This window comes from Bradyrhizobium sp. R2.2-H (assembly GCF_004346455.1).
Lineage (GTDB): Bacteria > Pseudomonadota > Alphaproteobacteria > Rhizobiales > Xanthobacteraceae > Bradyrhizobium > Bradyrhizobium diversitatis.
Window position 1 is genome coordinate 13341 of sequence record NZ_SMBR01000020.1, and the last position, 20448, is coordinate 33788.

Genomic DNA, 20448 nt, shown 5'->3' on the forward strand with positions numbered 1-20448 from the left:
GCGGAGCATCGCAAATGATCAGGAAATCGGCACTCGCCTCTCTCATCGTCCTCTGTTGGACATCGTCACTGTCGGCGCAGACGATCTATCCGATCGATCGTGCCGAGATCCTGGCCGGAGCCAAATTCGACTTCAAGGTCGAGCTTCCCGGGCCGGTCGATCCCGCCAAGTTGAAGGTGACGGTGAACGGCGCGGACTATGCGAGCGCGTTCGGCCGTGCCGGCAGCTTCATCGAGCGCGAGGACGGCAAGGATCAGTCGGCCCTGATCCTGCGCGACGTCACGCTGACCAGGCCGGGCAACGTCGTCGTCGACGTGAGCGACGGCATGGGCCAGCGCAGCATCACATGGACGGTCTACGACACGGGGCCGCGCAAGGCGAAGAACGTCATCCTGTTCATCGGCGACGGCATGTCGCCCGCCCATCGGGTTGCCGCGCGAATCCTGTCCAAGGGGATCTCGGAGGGCAAGAGCCGCGGCAAGCTCGCCATCGACGACATGCCTCACATGGCGCTGGTGGCAACGGCCGGCTCGGACTCGATCATCACGGATTCCGCGAACTCGGCCAGCGCCTATGCGACCGGGCACAAGAGCGCCGTCAACGCCCTCGGCGTCTATGCGGACCGCACCGCGAGCCCGTTCGACGATCCCAGGGTCGAAACCATCACCAGCCTTGCCAGGAGGCGGCTCGGCATGGCGATCGGCGTCGTCACCAACACCGAGATCGAAGACGCGACGCCGGCGGCGATGGTTGCGCACACGCGCCGCCGTGCCGCCTACGACGAGATCGTCGAGCAGTTCTTCGCGGCGAAGCCGGATGTCCTGATGGGCGGCGGCAGCGCGAATTTTCTGCCGAAGTCGGCCACCGGCTCGAAACGCAAGGACGAGACCGACTACATCGCCAAATTCCGCGATGCAGGCTATCAGGTGGCGACCACCGCGAGCGAGCTTGGCGCTCTCTCGGCAAAGCCCGAGACGGCCAGGCTGCTCGGCCTGTTCGCCACCGGCAACATGGACGGTGTGCTCGACCGCAAATTCCTGAAGGGTGGCGGCGTCAAGAAATTTCCTGAGCAGCCCGACCTGACCGAGCAGGTGCAGGCAGCGCTGCAATTGCTGTCGCGGAATGAGGCCGGCTTCTTCCTGATGGTCGAATCCGGAATGATCGACAAATATGCGCATCTGCTCGACATGGAGCGGGCCGTCTACGACACGATCATGCTCGACAATGCGGTGCGCCAGACGCGTGAATGGGCGCGGGCGCGCGGCGACGACACCCTCATCCTGGTGCTGGCAGACCACAATCATCCCAACAGTCTCGTCGGCACGGTGAACGACGACATGGCCACCGTGCCCAACGTTCCCTTGCGCGAGCGCGTCGGCGTCTACGATCGGGCTGGATTTCCCAACTATCCGGCTCCTGACGCAGAAGGTTATCCGGCGCGCATCGACGTGAGCCGCCGACTGGCCATTTTCTCCGCCAGTCTGCCGGATCACTACGAGACGTTCCGTCCGAAGCTGGACAATCCCAACGAGCCGACCGTCAAGGCCGGCGCCGACGGGACCTTCAAGGCCAACGACAAATACAAGGACGTTCCGGGTGCGGTGCTGCGCCCCGGCAATCTTTCGGCGATGATCGGCGCCAGCGTGCATTCCGGCGAGGATGTCATCCTGACGGCGACCGGACCAGGCAGCGAGCGCGTGCATGGCTCGATGGACAATACCGAAGTGTTCCGCGTCATGGCCGACGCGTTGGGATTGGCCGCGCAGCAATGACGCATCGCTTCACGAGGAAGGCGGCGGCGCGAAGACCAGCTTCACGCAGCTGCGGAAGAGCAGGATCTGCCGCTCCAGCCGCTTCGGATCGTTGAGCGTCTTCGACATGATGATCGCGCCGTCGACCACGCACGAGATCATCTCTGCGAGATCGTCGAGGTCGATCGGCTCGCGCGGCGGATAGACCGCGGCGATGCCGTCGAGGATCGCGCGGAAGTGCGCATTCCAGGCCCGGACGGATTGCGCGGTCAGGTCGCGAACCTCACGGTCGAACAGGCGCTCCTGATAGCAGATGCTGGCGATCAGGCATCCGGGATGGCCGTTGGGTAGATCGGCCATGATCTCGGCCAGCAGCTTCAGCGAGATTAGGAACGATTGCAGCGGATCGTCCGAGAGCTCACGCCCTCGCTGGAAGATCTCCTCGAACAGGCGATCGTTCGTCTCCACATAGCGGCGCAGCATCTCCCGTGCGAGCGCGTTCTTGTCCCTGAAGTGATAGAAGAATCCGCTCTTGGTCAGTCCGGCCTCGGCGATGACCTCGTCGATCGAGGTCGCGCCGAAGCCCTTCGCGAGCACCGCCGCTTCCGCGATCTCGAGAATGCGCTCGCGCGTCGCTTCGCCCTTTCCCATCGATGCCTCCAAAACCGTACCAACGGTGCGGAATTTGCCGCGCAGGCAAGCGCGGCAGTCCGATTGCCTCACGCAAGTCTTTGATTTGTATCCGTTTGCGGGCGGAAGTTCAGCCGCACCACGGGGCTTCTAGAGCGACGCGACATTATGCGGCACCAAATGCCAAGACCGAAGACGGGCATGGCGCGACCGAATGAAGAGAGCGGGCCCGTGCAAATGATGGAGCGATCAATGGCCAAATACAGACACGATCTGCCGCAGCACCGCGGCGGCATCTTCTTGACCGACGGCGGCATGGAAACCACCCTGATCTTTCACCAAGGGCTGGAGCTGCCGCACTTCGCGGCATTCGTGCTGCTGGACAGCGCGGATGGTCGCGCGCATCTGAAGCGGTACTACGAAGCCTATCTTCGCATCGCGCGGCAGCATGGACTCGGCTTCGTGCTCGACAGTCCGACCTGGCGCGCCAACCCTGATTGGGGCGCCAGGCTCGGCTACGATGCGGCCGGGCTCAAGGCCGTCAACATGGACGCCATTCGCTTTCTCGACGAATTGCGCAGCACATGGGAATCGCCTCGCACCCCATGCGTGATCAACGGTGCGATCGGTCCACGTGGCGACGGCTACAAGGCCGGCAGCATGGACGCGGCGGAGGCGGAGGTCTACCACTCGGCCCAGATCGCAGCCTTCGCCGAGGCGGGCGCCGACATGGTGACTGCATTCACGCTGAACAGCATCAACGAAGCCGTCGGCGTGGTGCGTGCAGCCAAGAGGCAGGACATTCCGGTCGCGATCTCCTTCACGGTCGAGACCGATGGCCGCCTCGTCAGGGGTGAGTCGTTGCGCGAGGCGATCGAAGCGGTGGACGACGCAACGGACCGTGCTTGCGAATATTTCCTGATCAACTGCGCGCATCCGGCCCATTTTGACGGCGCGCTCGCGGCCGGCGAATCGTGGGTCCAGCGCATCCGCGGCATCCGGGCCAACGCGTCGATCAAGAGCCATGCCGAGCTCGACGAATCGGAGACGCTCGACAGCGGCGATCCCGTCGATCTCGGCCGCCGTTACCTCTCGCTCAGGCGCGCGTTTCCGCAGATGCGGATTCTCGGCGGCTGCTGCGGTACCGATCACCGGCACGTTGCGGCCGTTTGCGAGGCCTGCCTGCCGCCAGAGGCGATGAGTGCGTAATACATGCAAAATGAAATGGCCGGGATCGCTCCCGGCCATTTGCGTGTGTGGCTTGTGCCTCAGCGCGGCGGCGCCGTGCCGGGCGGGGGCGGCGGCAGCGAGGCCTGGCCGCCGTTGAGCAGCGGCGTGATGCGGCGGACGGTGACGCGCCGGTTGATCACGCTCGGTCCTTGCGTCTGCTCCTTCAAATACTGCTCGCCGTAGCCTTGCGACGTCAGGTTCTCCGCCGGGACACCGAACTGCTGCGTCAACAGTTCGGCCGCGGACTGCGCACGGCGGTCCGACAATGACAGATTGTCGACCTCGTTGCCGACCGCGTCGGTGTGCCCCTCGATCAGGAACACCTCGCGAGGGTTGCGCTGGATCGCACGGTTGAGGCCGTCGGCGATCGCTTGCAACCGGGCCGCCTGGTCCGGTGGGATGGTCCACGATCCCGTCTCGAAGTTGATCGTGTTGACGTCGATGCTCGGCATCTGCATGCGAACATTGGGGCTGTAGCGGATCTCGTCGAGCGAGTAACGCCGATCGATCCGTTGCACCGGCGGTGCCTCCATGGTCTCGTAGATCAAGTCCGGCGACGCCTCCTGGGCATCGACGATGTAGCGATCATAGGGCATGTTGACCACCGGTGGCGGCACGTCGACATAGAAGCCGCCGACCGACCGCGGATCGCGATAGGTGTTGTCGATGATGATGACCTCGCGCCCGGCGGGGTCCCTGCGGATGCGCCGCATCAGCCGGCCGTCGGTGCCGACCACGGTGATGATCTCGCTGCCGTCGGGACGGATCACGACGGTGCGGGTTTCGCCGCCGACGGTGTCGGTGCGGATGTCACGGGCCCCGTAGCGGAAGCGATAGAGATCGTTGCCGCGGACATAGGCCTGCCCGCCGGGATCGCGGACGATGATGCGGTCCGGCTCGGTGTAGACGGTGCGGCCGCCTTCGATGGTCTCGCGGCGCTGGTTATGGAGATCGGCGATGGTGGCACCGATCACGGCGCCGGCCACGACGCCCGCACCGATCGCGAGTGGCGTGAGGTCACGCTGCGGCGGACGCGGCGGCGGCGGCAGCGGTGCAGCAACCGTGGGAGCGGCGCGGAAGGCCGGTGCCACCGTCGGCGGCCGATATTGTGCCCTGTCGGGGGGCGGCGCTGCGGCCGGCGTGCCAGGCACCACGGTCGGAGCCGCGGCGCCGGCCGGAGGCGCCGGCGGCCGGGCCGGGGCACCAGCCTGCGGGGGTGCAGTCGGAGCTCCGGCTGCCGGTGCTCCGGCGGGTGGCGTGGCACCCTGCTGACCCGGGGTTGGCGCCGCCGTCGGAGCTGGGGATGCCGTCGGCGCTGGGGTCGCGCCAGGTGCCGGCGTCGCCGCCCCCGGGCGTCCAGGCGGCGGCGTCGGGGTGCTGCCGGGAGTTGGCGTCGCGGTTGGCGCGGGCGGCGGTGTACCGGGGCGGCCGGCCGGCGGCGCGCCAGACGTGCTGCCCGGAGCCGGCGTTGCTGTCGGTGCGGGGGTCGCGGTCGGCGCAGGTGCGGCCGTCGGAGCAGGCGCACCCGGTCGTGCCGGCGCTGCGGGCGCAGGCGTCGGTGTCGCGGTGGGAGCCGGCGTCGGGCGACCTTGAGGAGCTGCTGCGGGAGGCGGCGCCGGCGGCGTCGGAGCCGGGCGTGCGCCGGACGGTGCCGGAGGCGGCGCCGTGTGCGGCTGTGCTGCGGGTGGCGGCGTGGTCGGCGCGCGTGGCTGCGGAGCCGCCGCGGGAGGCGGTGCCGACGGCGTGGGAGCCGCGCGCGGGGCGGGCGGTGCCGGAGGCGGTGGTGTCGGGGCGCGCTGCTGCGGCGCCGCAGCCGGCGGCGGCGAAGGCTGCTTCTGGGCGGGCGGCGGCGACGGTTGCTTCGGAGCGGCCGGGGGCGGCGGAGGCGCCGGACGGGCCACAGGTGGAGGCGGAGGCGGTGGCGGCGCTGTCGGACGCGGCGGTGCGGCTGCCGACGGGGGCGCGGCGGGCGGATGGGGCGGTGCAGCCGCGGGCGGTGGTGCTGCCGGGCGCGCGGGTGCTGCAGGCGGAGCCGCTGTCGGCGGTCCCTTCGGCGGCTGCTTCGGTTTTCCGTCAGGGCCGGTCTCTTGAGGCTGGGCCTGCGCGACCACGAGCGGCGAAGCGTCCTGCGCATGCGATGCGGTGTTTGCCAATTGCATCGCGGTCAGAGCCGTCGTCGCAAGCAGCACGAAACGAAGGTTGGTCATGGTGTTGAACTTCCCCGGAAGGTTCTTTTGACGAAGTGTCGGGATGAACAGCTACGCGTTAGGCCGCATTGTGGCAGGCGATGCAGCCGCAGCCCGATTTATTTCTGCACGCAAATCATCTCACGATGGCGACGTTCATTGCGCATTCAGATGCTGGCTGCAATCGCCTTGCATGTGATTGGAGAGTTCATGCGTGATCCCGCGACATTGCATCTGTCGCAGGATTCGGAGTGAGCGGCCCATTCGGTCCGCGCGATGGAATCTCTTCAGGCACGCGGCCAGGCAATTCGTCGGGCCGCGGTGGCGAGCCCGGTTCGCGCATCGGCGGTGTGATGTCAGGTTGCGGATTGCCGGGGGGAATTCCCGGCGGTGGTTCAGCGGGAGTCCCCGGTGTTGCCGGTGGAATCTCGGGTGGTTCGATCGGCATCGGCATCATCGAGATCGTTGTCCAGAGCACGACAACGACGACGCGGCGCTGATGTTCCTCGTCATATCGCCTCAGAGCGCGCCTTATTCCGGCGCGTGGCAGACGGCCTCGATATTGTGGCCGTCAGGGTCGAGCACGAACGCGCCGTAATAGTTCGGATGGTAATGCGGGCGGATGCCAGGCGAACCGTTGTCGCGGCCGCCGGCCGCGATTGCGGCCTTGTAGAAGGCGTCGACCGTGGCACGGTCCTTGGCGCGAATGGCGACATGCACCGGCTTGTTCATGGCGCCTTCGCCGCCGATCCAGAAATCGGGCTTGCCTTCGGCGCCGAAGCCTGCGGCGGAAGCGTGGCCGGTCTGCTCTGCCGTGACCTCCATGATAAGGCTGTAGCCGAGCGGCGCCAGCGCCGTCGTGTAGAACGCTTTCGCGCGTTCATAGTCGGAGACCGAGATACCCAGATGGTCGATCATGGCAACCTCCCTTGTCCGCCCCTGTCAGCGTGACGGGAACGTATTGTTTCGGCGCCTGCGTGTCATCGCGAAACCGCGCGCGACCATGTCGGAAATACAATCCTGCTGCCATTCGTTTTGTGACAGACGCTCGATGACGACGGCGCGCGGCGATAGCGAGCGCATCGCATCGCGGAAGAAGCCGATCAGCACGCGGTTCTCAAAACCCTCGACGTCGATCTTGAGCGAATCGACCTGCATTCACTCGGCGGCGCCGTTGCTGACGTGCCGCAGCCGCGCGGCTTGGTGCAGAACGCGCGACAATTCCTCGATCGAATAGGGCTTTTGCACGAGATCGCAGCCGGCCGCGCCCTCCTGTGACAGGGCCTGGCTGTAGCCGGTGGTCAATACGACCGGCACGGCGATGCCGCGCTCGCGGATCGCCCGTACCAAATCGAGCCCGGTCATCCCGGGCATCACCACGTCCGAGAGCACGACGTCGAAGCGATCCGCGTCCACGGCGAGCTCGGCAAGCGCATCGGCGGCATTGTCGATCAGCGTGATGCCGTAGCCGAGCTCGGTGAGGCCATCGGCGGCGAAATTGGCAAGCTCGATATTGTCCTCGACCACCAGCACCGACATGCCGGTACCGGCCATTGCCGGCGCAGTGTTGGGCGCCTGGCGCTGCGGCAGCAGCTCCGGCGGCACGCGCGGCAGATAGAGCGAGAAGGTGCTGCCGTGTCCTACCTCGCTCGTGACAGTCACTTCGCCGCCGGACTGCCGGGCGAAACCGAACACCTGGGACAGGCCGAGACCGGTGCCGTGGCCGATCTGCTTGGTGGTGAAGAACGGCTCGAAGATGCGCCCGAGCCGTGCGGCGGGAATGCCGACACCGGTGTCGCTGACGTTGACGCGGACGAAGCCATGGTTTGCCAAGGTCTGGCTGGCCGAGAGCTTCGCCAGCGTGTCCGGAACTGTCGTTGCGTCCTCGACGCTGATAACGATCGTGCCTTTGCCCCGCATGGCATCGCGCGCGTTGGTGGCCATGTTGATCAGCGCCGTCTCGAACTGGCTGGCATCGGCATTGACGAGGTACGGCTCCGCCGGCAACCGCATGACGATCTCGATCGCGGGGCCGAGCAGCGTGGCGAGCATGTCGTGCAGCGACTGCACCCGCGCACTGACGTCGAACACCTCCGGCTTCAGGGTCTGGCGCCGCGCAAAGGCGAGCAGCTGCGAGGTCAGCTTGGCCGCGCGCGCCACCGAATCCGCGATGGCCGTGATGTAGCGCTGCCGGCGCTCCTCCGTCAGTTGCGGCCGGTTCAGGAGGTCGACCGACGCGCGGATCACGGTCAGGAGGTTGTTGAAGTCGTGCGCGACTCCGCCGGTGAGCTGGCCGAGCGCCTCCAGGCGCTGGCTGTGCTTGAGCGCCTCCTCGGCCTCGCGCCGCCTTGCAGCTTCCGCCTGAAGGTGCCGCGTTCGCCGCAACGCGAGCGCCAACAACAGGAACAGCAGCGCGGTGGCGGGAACGCCGAACACCAGATGCTGGCCCATGGTGGCGAACCAGCGCGCGCGGATCGCCGAGGTCTCAAGCCCGGCGCTGACATAGATCGGATATTCGGCGACACGCCGGTAGGCGATGCGCCGCTCGATGCCGTCCGAGGGCCAGTCGACGGTGATGAGGCCATGCTCGGGTTGAGCCGCGATCTTTCGGCCCACCGGCCCGGCCGGATCGAGCCGAAACTCGCGGTCGAGCCGGGGAAAATGCGTGAGCATCGCGCCGTCGGTGCGGCCCATCGCGAAGAAGCTGCCGGGATCCGATCCAATTCTGGCGTAGAAACTTTCGAAATATTCCGGCAGGACCGAGGCTTGGATCACGCCGATGAAACTGCCGTCGTCGGAGTCGCGGCGGCGGCTGACCCCGAAGAAGCGCGCGCCCTGATAGGGTGGCCGTGGCGTCAGGGCCGTGCCGATGAAAGTGCCGATGCCATGGTCGATGTGGGCGTAGAAGTAATCGCGATCGGCAAAGCTGAGGTCCGGCGGCGGCGAGACGAGGCTGTTGACCAGCGCTTTTCCGTTGGCATCGAAGATCCAGGCCGATTTCAGCTGCGGCAGCGCATCGGTCAGTCGCTTGAGGCGCCGATGCAGTGCGGGTTCCCGCGCGCGGATGATGTCGTCCGGCAAGCCGCGCACGACCTCGTTGAGCTCGGCGAGGCTGCGGTCGATGGTTTCGAACACCTTGAGCGCGTGCTCATGAGCGACATCGACCGTCCGCTCGATCTCCCGGTCGGCGATATCTCTGGTGGACGTGTAGGAGATCGTGGCGGCAACGGCGAAGAGCGCAATCGGCAGCGCCAGGGATGCCGCCATCATCCACTGCAACAGCCTCAGCGAGTTGCGTTGCGCCCTCTGCACAGTCGCTCCGGTCCCTGATCGTAAGCTTAACTGAATTTCGCGCCGGGAAGGAAGTCGGTTGCGATCGTAACCATTGGTTGCAATTTTATGGATTCGCCCGCCGTGCGGGTCAAGAACGATTCTACTCAAATGGGGGCAGGTCTTGGAATGTCACGGATGATCGGCCAAGGGGCGGCAAGTTCGTGGCATGCAGAGCGACGGAGCGGAGGCCGGCGCATCCGCTCTCCAACGCGCTACCGGAGGGCGGCGTCAGATATCGTGCTCGTCGCGCAGCGCGTGGGCCGCCTTCTCGCCGATGATGACGCACGGCGCCATCGTGTTCCCGGTGGTGATCCGCGGCAGCACCGAACCGTCGGCGATGCGAAGCCGGTCGATGCCGTAGACCTTGAGTTTGCCATCGACCACGGACATCGCATCACGTCCCATCTTCGCCGAGCATGTCTGGTGCCAGTAGGTCACCGCGGAGTCGCGCACGAAGCGTTCCATCTCGGCGGCGCCGAGAGGTCCGGGCATCGACTCGCGCGCCACCAGCGGCTCGAAGGCGCGGGTATTGCCGAGCGCACGGCAAACATCGACGCAGGCGATCGCCGTCTTCACATCGTCGGGATGCGACAGCATGTTGGCTTCGATCCGCGGCGTCGCAAGCGGCTTGGCGTTTCGGAGCCTCACCCTGCCTCGGCTCTTCGGCAAGGCAAGGCCGGCGAACATCGTCCAGCCATGGGCAGGCGCCCGGACGGCCGTCTCGGGGCTCGGCACCGGAAACTCGACCTGACAGAACAGCAGGTCGGGAGACTTGAGCGCGGAATCGGATTTCCAATAGAGTGTCGCCCCGTTGCCGGTGTTGCGCGGCGCGATCGGCTCGCGATATTCCCAGATGCATCCGAACGATACGTGATCCTGCAGGTTCTGCCCGACACCGGGCAGATGCTGGACCACGGGTATACCAAGCGTTCGAAGCTCGTTCTCATCGCCGATGCCGGAGCGCATCAGCACGGACGGTGTCTGTATTGCACCGAGCGCGAGCACGACCTCCCTGGACGCGTTGATCCGCAATATCCTGCCGTCACGCACCGCTTCGACGCCGACGGCCCTCCCGCATTCGAGCAGGACGCGGGAGACCTGCGTGCCGGTCAGCAGGGTGAGATTGGGCCGATCGAGATAGGGATAGGTATAGGCGCGGAAGATGGAATGGCGTCTGCCGTTGCGGACCAGGATATCTGTAACGGCGCAACCGCCTTCGCTCTCCATCATCTCACCATTAGGGCTTTCGAAAGTCGGAATACCGATCTCCTCCGCTGCATCGAGCATGGCCAGGGCGGCGGGACCGGGATTCGGCGACGGCTGCACGAAGACGGGGCCCCCGGTGCCGCGATGACGCGGATCGGGCTTGCCTTGCCAGTTCTCGACCTGCCGGAAGATCTTCGAGACTGCGTCGTAACCCCAGGATTGATCGCCGGTTTCCTCGGCGAAGAAATCCCAATCACTGCGGTGACCCCGCGCCCACAGCATCACATTGATGCTGGAGCCGCCGCCGAGAACCTTGCCCATCGACATCGGAAGCGCACGGCCGTTCAAATGCGGATTGGGCTCTGCGACAAAACCCCAATCGGTCGCGCTGCCGAGGTTGCCCGGCCATGCCGCCGGCTCCATGACGGTCGGCACCTCGTCGCTTCCCCCTGCTTCGATCAGCAGAACGGTGACGGAGGGATTTTCGGCGAGGCGGCGCGCGACGACCGACCCGGAGCTGCCAGCGCCGCAAACGACGAAGTCGTAACGGCCGCTGGAATTTTCGTGAAGGCGACGCTGATTGGCCTCAACGCGGTCAGCAAACTCCGGAAGATCGGAAGGCAGAAAGTCACTCATAAGGATGCTCCAGACAAATCGACGGTGCAGGGGGATGCAACGCGCCAGGGAAGACGGCGGTAAGGGAGATGAAGAGGGGCGTCGCTGGGACGAAGCTCGGTCGGGCGGCGCGTCACGGATCGCGACATTCCCGTGGTTGGGAATGTGTGGGGTGGCCAGCCGCGCGGCGGTTCGGCTTGCGCGCAGACGATTCGCAGTGCGGCCCAGGGCCAGAGCCCGGCTTCTTCCAGAGGAAGACGTGCCCCTCCGCTCGCATCTGCCATGCAGTGCGGAGCCATCCTATCAGATTTATCAAATCTATCGTTATCATCAAATTTATCAAAATAGCAGCCGCCTGCTCTTGTCAACACAAGTGGGAGCACGACATTGTGAGGCCTGGGACGAGGCCGGCCGGCGCGCGGTCGGGGGGCAAAGATGGATGGTATGGCCAAGGACATTCTGACGACGGCGGAGGCTGCCAGGATTCTGGGCGTCTCGGTCCGGACGGCTCAGCTGCTGATCGAAGGCGGCTCGATCCCGTCCTGGAAAACCCCGGGGGGCCATCGCCGTGTCTACCGCCGCGACGTTCTCGGGCTGATCGCCGGCTCCGGCGAGCCGCCGATGCTGGCTTCCGCCCGGGTGATCCTCATTGCGCGGCAAGAACGCATGGCCGATTACAAGGCGGCCTTGGCGAAGGTCGATTTCTGTGTCGTCGAGAGTTACTCCGACATCTACACCGCGCTGCTTGCGATCGGCACGCGGTTGCCGGCTGCCGTTGTGATCGAAGCCGAAACATCGGACGCCAGCAGACTCGCCATGCTGGAGAGCCTGCGCGCCGATCCATCACTCGGCAGTACCGAGATCCTTGTCGTCGGGCGCTCGGCTGCAACCCGGCGATCGGGCGGGCGCGAGCCCGGCTCCAGAACGACGGTGTTCGTCGACGAATTGCCGGCGTTGCCTGCAGCCATCGAAACCGTTTTCAAGGCCGCCGCCGGACATCCCTTTCCGTTCGAGACGCCGCCTTCCTTTCCCTTCCCGGACAATGAGGGCCAGCGGCTTCTCGCACTCGAACGCTCTGGCCTCGTCGATACGCCGCCTGAAGATTCCTTCGATCGCCTGACCTGGCTGGCGGCGCGCAGCCTTGATGCTCCCGTGGCACTGCTGACGATGCTGACCCCGACCCGGCAATGGTTCAAGTCGCGCTATGGGCTCGATATGGTCGATACGCCGCGCGGCTGGGCGTTCTGCAATTACACCATTCTGCAGAAGGGGATCATGGTCGCCGAGAACCTCGCGACCGACTCGCGTTTTGCGGAGAATCCGGCGGTGAAGGGCGATCTGGGGTTTCGGTTCTACGCTGGCTGCCCAGTAAGCGATCCCGACGGCTTTACCCTGGGGTCGCTCTGCGTGATCGACACTCGGCCACGCGCGCTAGACGAAACGCAGAAGCAGATCCTTGCCAATCTCGCCGCGCTCGCCTCGGACGAGATCAAGTTGCGCGCCACGGACCGCCAACTGCGCTGGGCAATCGAACGCGGGAACTCAAAACCTGGCGCGGCGGCAGCGTCGCCCCTGCCTGGCACCAAGCGCGTCGTGGAGCATCAATAAAGCGCGATGGGGATCGGGTGATCGACGTCGCGCTTGGATCATCGTTTGAGAATGATCTTAAGCTTCGGTTCTGATTCGATCAGAACCGACAACGCTCCGGGCCGCACTGAGACGCGTCGTCGCTCACACAGGGCCAATCAGATCTGGCGTTCGACCATCTTGAGCTTGAGCTCGGCGATGGCTTCCGCCGGGTTCAGTCCCTTCGGGCACGCCTTGGCGCAGTTCATGATGGTGTGGCAGCGGTAGAGGCGGAACGGGTCCTCGAGATTGTCGAGCCGCTCGCCGGTCGCCTCGTCGCGGGAATCGGAGACCCAGCGGTTGGCCTGGAGCAGCGCGGCAGGTCCGAGATAGCGCTCGCTGTTCCACCAATAGCTCGGGCACGAGGTCGAGCAGCAGGCGCACAGGATGCACTCGTAGAGGCCGTCGAGCTTCTCGCGGTCCTCGTGGCTCTGGCGCCATTCCTTCTGCGGCGTCGGCGAGGTCGTCTTCAGCCAGGGCTCGATCGACGCATACTGGGCGTAGAAGTTGGTGAGGTCGGGGACGAGGTCCTTCACCACCGGTTGGTGCGGCAGCGGATTGATCTTCACCGCGCCGTCCTTGACGTCGTGCATCGAGCGGGTGCAGGCCAGCGTGTTCTGGCCGTCGATGTTCATGGCGCAGGAGCCGCAGACGCCTTCGCGGCAGGAGCGGCGGAAGGTCAGCGACGGGTCGATGTGGTTCTTGATCCAGATCAGGCCGTCCAGCACCATCGGACCGCAATCATTGGTGTCGACGTAATAGGTGTCGACGCTCGGATTCTTGCCGTCGTCGGGATTCCAGCGATAGACCTTGAACTCGCGGAGCTCGGTCGCGCCCGCAGGCTTCGGCCAGGTCTTGCCACCGGTGATCTTGGAATTCTTCGGAAGTGCGAATTCAACCATTGCTCTAACCTTTCGTCATTCCGGGATGGTCCGACGGACCGACCCGGAATCTCGAGATTCCGGGTTCGATGCTGCGCATCGCCCCGGAATGACGGCTACTATTCGATCAATACACGCGCGCCTTCGGCGGGATGTACTGCACGTCGTTGGTCATGGTGTAGTCGTGAACCGGGCGGTACTCGATCCTGACCTTGCCGGCATCGTCCAGCCAGGCCAGCGTGTGCTTCATCCAGTTCTTGTCGTCGCGCTCGGAGAAGTCTTCGCGCGCATGGGCGCCGCGGCTCTCGGTGCGGTTGGCGGCCGAGTTCATCGTCACCACCGCCTGCGAGATCAGGTTGTCGAACTCCAGCGTCTCGACGAGGTCCGAATTCCACACCAGCGAGCGGTCGGACACGGCGATGTCGGTGATGCCGCTGTGGACCTTCGCGATCAGGTTCTGGCCCTCGCTCAAGACTTCGCCGGTGCGGAACACCGCGCAATTGCTCTGCATCACGTGCTGCATGCCCTCGCGAAGCTTCGCGGTGGGCGTGCCGCCTGAGGCGTAGCGGAAATGGTCGAGACGGCCGAGCGCCATCTCGGCCGAGTTCGCCGGCAGCTCGGGCTGCTTGCCATTCGGCGTCAGCTTCTCGGCGAGGCGGAGCGCTGCGGCGCGGCCGAACACGACGAGGTCGATCAGCGAGTTGGAGCCGAGGCGGTTGGCGCCGTGCACGGAGACGCAGGCGGCTTCGCCGATCGCCATCAGGCCGGGGATGACAGCGTTGTCGTCGCCGTCCTTCTTGGTCAGGACTTCGCCGTGAAAATTCGTGGGAATGCCGCCCATGTTGTAGTGCACCGTCGGCACGATCGGGATCGGCTCGCGCGTCACGTCGACATTGGCGAAGATCTTTGCGGATTCCGAGATGCCCGGCAGGCGCTCGGCCAGCACGGCGGGATCGAGATGGTCGAGATGCAGGAAGATGTGATCCTTCTTCTTGCCGACGCCGCGTCCCTCGCGGATCTCGATCGTCATCGCGCGCGAGACCACGTCGCGCGAGGCAAGGTCCTTCGCCGACGGCGCATAGCGCTCCATGAAGCGCTCGCCCTCGGAGTTGACGAGATAGCCGCCTTCGCCGCGCGCGCCTTCGGTGACGAGGCAGCCCGAGCCGTAGATGCCGGTCGGATGGAACTGCACGAACTCCATGTCCTGCAGCGGCAGGCCGGCGCGCAGCACCATGCCGCCGCCGTCGCCGGTGCAGGTGTGCGCCGAGGTGCAGGAGGCGTAGGCGCGGCCATAGCCGCCGGTGGCGAGGATCACGGTCTGGGCGCGGAAGCGGTGCAGCGTGCCGTCGTCGAGCTTGATCGCGATGACGCCGCGGCAGGTGCCCTGATCGTCCATGATCAGGTCGATGGCGAAGAATTCGATGAAGAACTCGGCCGCATGGCGCAGCGACTGGCCGTACATGGTGTGCAGCATCGCGTGGCCGGTGCGGTCGGCGGCGGCGCAGGTGCGCTGCGCCTGGCCCTTGCCGTAGTCCAGGGTCATGCCGCCGAACGGGCGCTGGTAGATCTTGCCGTCCTCGGTGCGCGAGAACGGCACGCCCCAATGCTCGAGCTCGTAGACCGCCTCGGGCGCGTTGCGCACCATGTATTCGATCGCGTCCTGGTCGCCCAGCCAGTCCGACCCCTTCACGGTGTCGTACATGTGCCAGCGCCAGTCGTCCTTGTGCATGTTGCCGAGCGAGGCGGAGATGCCGCCCTGCGCCGCGACCGTGTGCGAGCGGGTCGGAAACACCTTCGTGATGCAGGCGGTGCGAAGTCCGGCCTCGCTGCAGCCGACCACCGCGCGCAGGCCGGCGCCGCCGGCGCCGACCACGACGACGTCGTAGGTGTGGTCTTCGATCGGATAGGCTTTGCCGTTGGTGGCGGGAGCGCCGTTGCCCGTGCCATTCGTTGTGGCGGCCATGGGTTACACTCCGGAAGAAAGTTTCAGGATCGCATAGGTCGAGGCGAGTGCGACGGCGATCGAGAAGAAGTTGTTGAGCATGATCGCGGTGAGCTTCAGCTTCTCGTTATGGACGTAGTCCTCGATCACCACCTGCATCCCGATCTTCATGTGCCAGGCGCTGGCGAAGATGAAGAGCAGCAGGATCACCGCGATCGGCAGCGAGCCGAGGATCTGCGCAGCGCCGGCCTGGTTGCGGCCGAGCAGCATCATCACGATGACCACGACCGGAATCATCAGCAGTGTCATGGCGACGCCGGTGATGCGCTGGCGCCAGAAGTCGGAGGTGCCGGAATGCGCCGCGCCGAGATTGCGGACGCGGCCGAGCGGGGTGCGCATGGACGGCGGCTTCGGAGAGCCGTGGGATTCGCTGTAGCTCATCGTCCGCCTCCGATCGCATAGGCGATGATCCAGATCAGCACCGTCAGCACGATGCCGCCGATCAGCGCGCCCCAGGTCAGGGCTTCGCGCTCGTTGGCCTTGAAGCCGTAGCCGAGGTCCCACACGAAATGCCGGATGCCGCTCAGCATATGGTGCATCAGCGCCCAAGTGTAGCCGAACACGATCAGGCGGCCGATGATGCTGCCGGTAAAGGCCTGGACGTGGGCGTAGGCGGTCGGGCCGGAAGCTGCCGCGATCAGCCACCAGGCCAGCAGCAGCGTTCCGACGTAAAGAGCGATGCCGGTGGCACGGTGAACGATGGACAGCGCCATCGTCAGGGTCCAGCGATAGGTTTGGATGTGCGGCGAAAGCGGTCGTTCGATCCGTGCGGTCATGGGCGGCTTTTGATGTTTGTTGCGGCCCAGCATGGGGCGCGCGGGGATCGCGAAAGGTCGGCTCTATTTACGGAGTCGATTTGGCCGGCGCAATCACCAAATCGCCATAAATCGAACTTGGGTTCAGCTCTATGGTCTTGATGAACCAAGGCCAATCCGGCGCTTGGTATACCAGACCGGCGGTCCACCAGCCAAGATAGGAATATAAATTCATATTTTCAGCCGACAACGCAAGGCGCGTTGAAATCGCTATTGGAACGCCTCTAATCCACCCATTTGCCATCGGCGGTTCGTGCCGGCCAGCGCATCGGCGCAGCCAGCCGCTCATTCCCTGCGGCGGAATCCCGGAACGCAGTTCAACGGCGCCTTGGCGCGCTGACAGCCGATATGCGCAGCCCGCATCCCACCCCAGCCGGGCTGTCCCGGCGTGTCGACCAGACCAGGCGGATCGCCTACAGCTTTGCCCGCAGCCAGATCCGAGCCGATGCTTCGGAGGAGGCTGCGCCAGTCGGCGGGGCAGGTCGGGGTGATTGCGGGTCTCGATATCAGGGAAATCGTCGAGCTCGCGCTGCTGCTGATCGCAACCGGCGCGCTCTCGGGATTTCTGGCCGGCGTGTTCGGCATCGGCGGCGGCGCGATCCTCGTGCCGGTGTTCTATGAGTGCTTCCGCATCGCCGGCGTGCCGCTCGAGGTGCGGATGCCGCTGTGCGTCGGCACCTCGCTCGCCGTGATCATCCCGACCTCGATCCGCTCGTTCCAGGCGCATTTCAAGCGCGGGGCGGTCGACATGACGATCCTGCGCGTCTGGTGGCTGCCGATCGTGATCGGCGTCCTCGCCGGCAGTGTGATCGCGCGTTACGCGCCGGAGCGGCTGTTCAAGATCGTGTTCGTGGTCGTCGCCTGGTCGGCCGCGGTCCGGCTGATCTTCGCGCGCGAGACCTGGAAGCTCGGCAACGATCTGCCGAAGGGCCCTTTGATGCGCGTCTACGGCTTCTGCGTCGGCATCTTGTCGACCTTGATGGGTATCGGAGGCGGCCTGTTCTCGAACCTGCTGATGACCTTCTATAGCCGTCCGATCCATCAGGCCGTCGCGACCTCGTCGGCGCTCGCGGTGCTGATCTCGATTCCCGGCGCGCTCGGCTACATCTATGCCGGCTGGCCGGCGGCGGCGAAATATCCGGCCGTCGCGGCCCTGCAGGCTCCCTTCGCGCTCGGATACGTCTCGCTGATTGGTGCCGTGCTGGTGATGCCGATGAGTCTCGTCACCGCGCCGCTGGGCGTGAGGGCTGCACATGCGATGTCGAAGCGGACGCTGGAGATGGCTTTCGGGTGCTATCTGTTTATCGTCGGCAGCAGGTTTGTGCTGAGTCTGGTGGGCGGGCTGTAGCCGGCTTAGGCCAAACCCCACATCGAACACTCCGCTGTCATCGCCCGACTTGATCGGGCGATCCAGTATTCCAGAGACAGCATTGATTGGGCCGAGAGGCCGCGGCGTACTGGATGCCCCGGTCCCGGCTCCGCCAAGGCTACGCCGAGGCCCACGGAGTTGCTCGGCGTGCCGAAGCGTCAGCGAAGGCGGCAAGCCGGGGCATGACAGCGCGCTATGTGGAAGCTCCTCGCCGCAACAACCGCGACGGGGCGGCGTCTCACTTCTTCGCGTAAATGTCCCTGTACGTATCGCGCAGCACGTTCTTCTGCACCTTGCCCATGGTGTTGCGCGGCAGCTCGTCGACGACGAAGACGCGCTTGGGCATCTTGAACTTGGCGAGCCGGCCGTCGAGCGCCTTGAGCACCGAGGCTTCGCTGACATCGGCGCCATTGTTGCAGACCAGCACCGCCGTGACACCCTCGCCGAAATCGGCGTGCGGCACGCCGATCACGGCCGACTCGACCACACCGGGCATGGCGTCGATCTCGCTCTCGATCTCCTTCGGGTACACATTGAAGCCGCCGGAGATCACGAGATCCTTGCCGCGGCCGAGGATGTGGACGTAACCCTTGGCGTCGATCTTGCCGAGATCGCCGGTGATGAAGAAGCCGTCGGGCCGGAACTCGGCCTTGGTCTTCTCCGGCATGCGCCAATAGCCCTTGAAGACGTTTGGCCCCTTCACCTCGATCATGCCGATTTCTTCGCGCGGCAATTCCTTGCCGGTCTCGGGATCGGTGACGCGCACCGAAACGCCGGGAAGCGGGAAGCCGACCGCGCCGGGTACGCGCTCGCCATCGTAGGGGTTCGATGTGTTCATGTTGGTTTCGGTCATGCCGTAGCGCTCGAGCACCGCATGTCCCGTCCGTGCCGACCATTCGCGGTGGGTGTCGGCGAGCAGCGGCGCCGAGCCCGACACGAACAGCCGCATGTGCTTCGTGGTCTCGTGCGACAGTGCCGGGTTCTGCAAAAGCCGCGTGTAGAAGGTGGGCACGCCCATCAGCACCGTCGCGCGCGCCATCAGCTTGATGATCAGATCCGGGTCGAGCTTCGGCAGGAAGATCATCGACGCCCGCGCAAACAGCGTCACGTTGGTCGCTACGAACAGGCCGTGCGTATGATAGATCGGCAGCGCGTGGATCAGCACGTCCTTGTCGGTGAAGCGCCAATAGTCGACGAGGCTCAGCGAGTTCGACGCGAGATTGTCGTGCGTGAGCATCGCGCCCTTGGAGCGGCCGGTGGTCCCCGAGGTGTAGAGGATCGCGGCGAGATCGTCGTTTTCGCGCGCCACTGTCGCGAATTCGCCGCTCGCCTTGTCGGCGGCCTCCGTCAGCGAGCCCTTGCCGTCGGGCCCGAGTGTCTCGACCTTGGCCTTCACCTTGGCGGCAATGGGGGCGAGGCCTTCTGCTTTGGAGGGATCGCAGACCACGAGCGCCGGCTCGGCATCGCCGATGAAGTAGTCGAGCTCGTTCAGCGTATAGGCGGTGTTCAGCGGCAGATAGACCGCGCCGGCGCGCACGGTGCCGAGATACAGCACGATATTGGCGACCGACTTTTCCACCTGCACCGCGACGCGGTCGCCCGGCTTCACGCCGCGGGCGACCAGCACGTTTGCCATCTGCCCCGCGCGCGCGATCAGATCGCCATAGCTGATATGGACGCCGTCATGCGTCTCGATCGCAAGCCGCTTCGGATCGTCCAGGCCATCGAACAGGCGGGAAAACAGGTTGGCGTTGGCAGCTTGGTTCATGCAACATTCCTCGCCGGCAGAGGCCGGTCAAAACCGAGGGCTGGATTAGCAAAAACCGCCCCGCAGAAGCAACGGAGACAGTTTGCATGTCAAAAAACGGGAAACGCGTGGCCTGGGTGACGGGCGGCGGCAGCGGGATCGGGGAAGCCGGCGCTGAGGCGTTGGCTGCCGACGGCTGGACGGTGGTGGTCTCGGGCCGCCGCAAGGATGCCCTGGATACCGTGGTTGCCAGGATCATCGGGACGGGCGGGGCGGCCGAGGCCATTGCGCTCGACGTCTCGAACGCGGCCGAGGCCCAGGAGGCGGCCGATCAGATCGTCGCAAAGCACGGCCGCATCGACCTGCTGGTCAACAATGCCGGCATCAATCTTCCCAAGCGCAGCTGGAAGGACATGGAACTGGAGGGCTGGGACAAGCTGGTCCAGGTCAATCTCAACGGCGTGCTCTATTGCATGCGCGCCGTGCTGCCGACGATGCGCAAGCAGCAGGACGGCGCGATCATCAACGTCTCGTCCTGGGCCGGTCGCCACGTCTCGAAGATGCCGGGCCCGGCCTACACCACGACCAAGCACGCGGTGCTGGCGCTGACCCATTCCTTCAACATGGACGAATGCGTGAACGGCCTGCGCGCCTGCTGCCTGATGCCGGGCGAGGTGGCGACCCCGATCCTGAAGCTGCGCCCGGTGGTGCCGAGCGAGGAGGAGCAGGCGAAGATGCTGCAATCCGAAGACCTCGGCCGCACCATCGCCTTCATCGCGTCGATGCCGCCGCGTGTGTGCATCAACGAGCTCCTGATCAGCCCGACGCATAATCGCGGCTTCATCCAGACGCCGAACAACAGGGATTGAGACGCGACGACCGCGCCACATTCTCCGCTCGTCATCCCGGGGCGCGACGAAGTCGCGAGCCCGGGACCCATAACCACAGGGAGTGGTTTGGCGAAGACTCGGAGTGACCGTCTCGCGCGACAGCCTCTTCCTGTGGCTATGGATCCCGGATCTGCACTCCGCTTCGCTGCGCTTGTCCGGGACGACGC

Annotated in this window: 17 protein-coding genes and 1 pseudogene; 5 read left to right on the forward strand and 13 right to left on the reverse strand. The window is 65.5% G+C overall.

Annotated features, from left to right (window positions below; translation table 11 throughout):
- The first annotated feature begins 14 nt into the window (after window positions 1-14).
- Complete coding sequence (locus tag EDE08_RS34570; protein ID WP_131874240.1) at window positions 15-1772, forward strand: alkaline phosphatase; 1758 nt, start codon at window positions 15-17, stop codon at window positions 1770-1772.
- Window positions 1773-1781: 9 nt separating this feature from the next.
- Here EDE08_RS34570 and EDE08_RS34575 read toward each other — a convergent pair whose 3' ends face one another.
- The gene (locus tag EDE08_RS34575; protein ID WP_131874238.1) at window positions 1782-2402 is read right to left on the reverse strand and encodes a TetR/AcrR family transcriptional regulator; all 621 of its coding nucleotides are present in this window, start codon (window positions 2400-2402) and stop codon (window positions 1782-1784) included.
- Window positions 2403-2633: 231 nt separating this feature from the next.
- On the opposite strand from EDE08_RS34575, the gene EDE08_RS34580 reads away from it, so the two are divergent.
- Entirely contained in the window at window positions 2634-3590 is a 957-nt protein-coding gene (locus tag EDE08_RS34580; RefSeq protein ID WP_131874236.1) for a homocysteine S-methyltransferase family protein, read from the forward strand.
- Between the two features lie 59 nt (window positions 3591-3649).
- Here the strand turns inward: EDE08_RS34580 and EDE08_RS34585 are convergent, their stop codons facing one another.
- From EDE08_RS34585 to EDE08_RS34610, 6 genes and pseudogenes are all read right to left on the reverse strand, one after another.
- Window positions 3650-5818, reverse strand: coding sequence for an OmpA family protein (locus tag EDE08_RS34585; protein ID WP_131874234.1), 2169 nt, complete (start codon window positions 5816-5818; stop codon window positions 3650-3652).
- Between the two features lie 187 nt (window positions 5819-6005).
- The gene (locus EDE08_RS39310; RefSeq protein WP_165936344.1) at window positions 6006-6245 is read right to left on the reverse strand and encodes a hypothetical protein; all 240 of its coding nucleotides are present in this window, start codon (window positions 6243-6245) and stop codon (window positions 6006-6008) included.
- Between the two features lie 83 nt (window positions 6246-6328).
- Complete coding sequence (locus tag EDE08_RS34595; RefSeq protein ID WP_061880138.1) at window positions 6329-6715, reverse strand: VOC family protein; 387 nt, start codon at window positions 6713-6715, stop codon at window positions 6329-6331.
- A gap of 24 nt (window positions 6716-6739) precedes the next feature.
- Window positions 6740-6952 (reverse strand): annotated as a pseudogene (locus EDE08_RS34600) (FkbM family methyltransferase); the annotation flags it as partial.
- Window positions 6953-6955: 3 nt separating this feature from the next.
- Entirely contained in the window at window positions 6956-9109 is a 2154-nt protein-coding gene (locus tag EDE08_RS34605; protein WP_131874229.1) for a hybrid sensor histidine kinase/response regulator family protein, read from the reverse strand.
- Between the two features lie 249 nt (window positions 9110-9358).
- On the reverse strand, window positions 9359-10972 hold the full coding sequence (locus tag EDE08_RS34610) for a GMC family oxidoreductase (RefSeq protein ID WP_131874227.1): 1614 nt from the start codon (window positions 10970-10972) through the stop codon (window positions 9359-9361).
- A 423-nt stretch (window positions 10973-11395) separates the two neighbouring features.
- On the opposite strand from EDE08_RS34610, the gene EDE08_RS34615 reads away from it, so the two are divergent.
- Complete coding sequence (locus EDE08_RS34615; RefSeq protein WP_131874226.1) at window positions 11396-12559, forward strand: GAF domain-containing protein; 1164 nt, start codon at window positions 11396-11398, stop codon at window positions 12557-12559.
- Window positions 12560-12696: 137 nt separating this feature from the next.
- Here EDE08_RS34615 and EDE08_RS34620 read toward each other — a convergent pair whose 3' ends face one another.
- The 5 genes from EDE08_RS34620 to EDE08_RS34640 form a co-directional block, all read right to left on the reverse strand.
- Window positions 12697-13479 (reverse strand): succinate dehydrogenase iron-sulfur subunit, encoded by a 783-nt coding sequence (locus EDE08_RS34620; protein WP_027573040.1) that lies wholly within the window; start codon window positions 13477-13479, stop codon window positions 12697-12699.
- 106 nt (window positions 13480-13585) lie between these two features.
- Window positions 13586-15421 (reverse strand): succinate dehydrogenase flavoprotein subunit, encoded by a 1836-nt coding sequence (gene sdhA / locus EDE08_RS34625; RefSeq protein ID WP_131874225.1) that lies wholly within the window; start codon window positions 15419-15421, stop codon window positions 13586-13588.
- A 3-nt stretch (window positions 15422-15424) separates the two neighbouring features.
- Window positions 15425-15799: a succinate dehydrogenase, hydrophobic membrane anchor protein gene (gene sdhD / locus EDE08_RS34630; protein WP_194393993.1), complete on the reverse strand. Its 375-nt coding sequence runs from the start codon at window positions 15797-15799 to the stop codon at window positions 15425-15427.
- Window positions 15800-15837: 38 nt separating this feature from the next.
- A complete protein-coding gene (sdhC, locus tag EDE08_RS34635; RefSeq protein ID WP_061880145.1) occupies window positions 15838-16236 on the reverse strand; it encodes a succinate dehydrogenase, cytochrome b556 subunit in 399 nt (132 codons plus the stop codon).
- A 67-nt stretch (window positions 16237-16303) separates the two neighbouring features.
- Window positions 16304-16564 (reverse strand): hypothetical protein, encoded by a 261-nt coding sequence (locus tag EDE08_RS34640; protein ID WP_131874221.1) that lies wholly within the window; start codon window positions 16562-16564, stop codon window positions 16304-16306.
- A gap of 198 nt (window positions 16565-16762) precedes the next feature.
- Here EDE08_RS34640 and EDE08_RS34645 point away from each other — a divergent pair, with 198 nt between their 5' ends.
- The gene (locus tag EDE08_RS34645) at window positions 16763-17623 is read left to right on the forward strand and encodes a sulfite exporter TauE/SafE family protein (protein ID WP_165936343.1); all 861 of its coding nucleotides are present in this window, start codon (window positions 16763-16765) and stop codon (window positions 17621-17623) included.
- Between the two features lie 259 nt (window positions 17624-17882).
- On the opposite strand, the gene EDE08_RS34650 is transcribed toward EDE08_RS34645, so the two are convergent.
- Complete coding sequence (locus tag EDE08_RS34650; RefSeq protein WP_131874218.1) at window positions 17883-19412, reverse strand: malonate--CoA ligase; 1530 nt, start codon at window positions 19410-19412, stop codon at window positions 17883-17885.
- A gap of 86 nt (window positions 19413-19498) precedes the next feature.
- Here EDE08_RS34650 and EDE08_RS34655 point away from each other — a divergent pair, with 86 nt between their 5' ends.
- On the forward strand, window positions 19499-20260 hold the full coding sequence (locus EDE08_RS34655; RefSeq protein ID WP_131874216.1) for an SDR family oxidoreductase: 762 nt from the start codon (window positions 19499-19501) through the stop codon (window positions 20258-20260).
- Window positions 20261-20448 lie beyond the last annotated feature (188 nt).

Excerpts from the sequence above, each read along its gene's own strand:
- EDE08_RS34570 (WP_131874240.1), top strand. The coding sequence starts at position 15 with ATGATCAGGAAATCGGCACTCGCCTCTCTCATCGTCCTCTGTTGGACA.
- EDE08_RS34575 (WP_131874238.1), bottom strand. The coding sequence starts at position 2,402 with ATGGGAAAGGGCGAAGCGACGCGCGAGCGCATTCTCGAGATCGCGGAA.
- EDE08_RS34580 (WP_131874236.1), top strand. The coding sequence starts at position 2,634 with ATGGCCAAATACAGACACGATCTGCCGCAGCACCGCGGCGGCATCTTC.
- EDE08_RS34585 (WP_131874234.1), bottom strand. The coding sequence starts at position 5,818 with ATGACCAACCTTCGTTTCGTGCTGCTTGCGACGACGGCTCTGACCGCG.
- EDE08_RS39310 (WP_165936344.1), bottom strand. The coding sequence starts at position 6,245 with ATGCCGATCGAACCACCCGAGATTCCACCGGCAACACCGGGGACTCCC.
- EDE08_RS34595 (WP_061880138.1), bottom strand. The coding sequence starts at position 6,715 with ATGATCGACCATCTGGGTATCTCGGTCTCCGACTATGAACGCGCGAAA.
- EDE08_RS34610 (WP_131874227.1), bottom strand. The coding sequence starts at position 10,972 with ATGAGTGACTTTCTGCCTTCCGATCTTCCGGAGTTTGCTGACCGCGTT.
- EDE08_RS34615 (WP_131874226.1), top strand. The coding sequence starts at position 11,396 with ATGGCCAAGGACATTCTGACGACGGCGGAGGCTGCCAGGATTCTGGGC.
- EDE08_RS34620 (WP_027573040.1), bottom strand. The coding sequence starts at position 13,479 with ATGGTTGAATTCGCACTTCCGAAGAATTCCAAGATCACCGGTGGCAAG.
- sdhA (WP_131874225.1), bottom strand. The coding sequence starts at position 15,421 with ATGGCCGCCACAACGAATGGCACGGGCAACGGCGCTCCCGCCACCAAC.
- sdhD (WP_194393993.1), bottom strand. The coding sequence starts at position 15,799 with ATGCGCACCCCGCTCGGCCGCGTCCGCAATCTCGGCGCGGCGCATTCC.
- sdhC (WP_061880145.1), bottom strand. The coding sequence starts at position 16,236 with ATGACCGCACGGATCGAACGACCGCTTTCGCCGCACATCCAAACCTAT.
- EDE08_RS34640 (WP_131874221.1), bottom strand. The coding sequence starts at position 16,564 with ATGAGCGGCTGGCTGCGCCGATGCGCTGGCCGGCACGAACCGCCGATG.
- EDE08_RS34650 (WP_131874218.1), bottom strand. The coding sequence starts at position 19,412 with ATGAACCAAGCTGCCAACGCCAACCTGTTTTCCCGCCTGTTCGATGGC.
- EDE08_RS34655 (WP_131874216.1), top strand. The coding sequence starts at position 19,499 with ATGTCAAAAAACGGGAAACGCGTGGCCTGGGTGACGGGCGGCGGCAGC.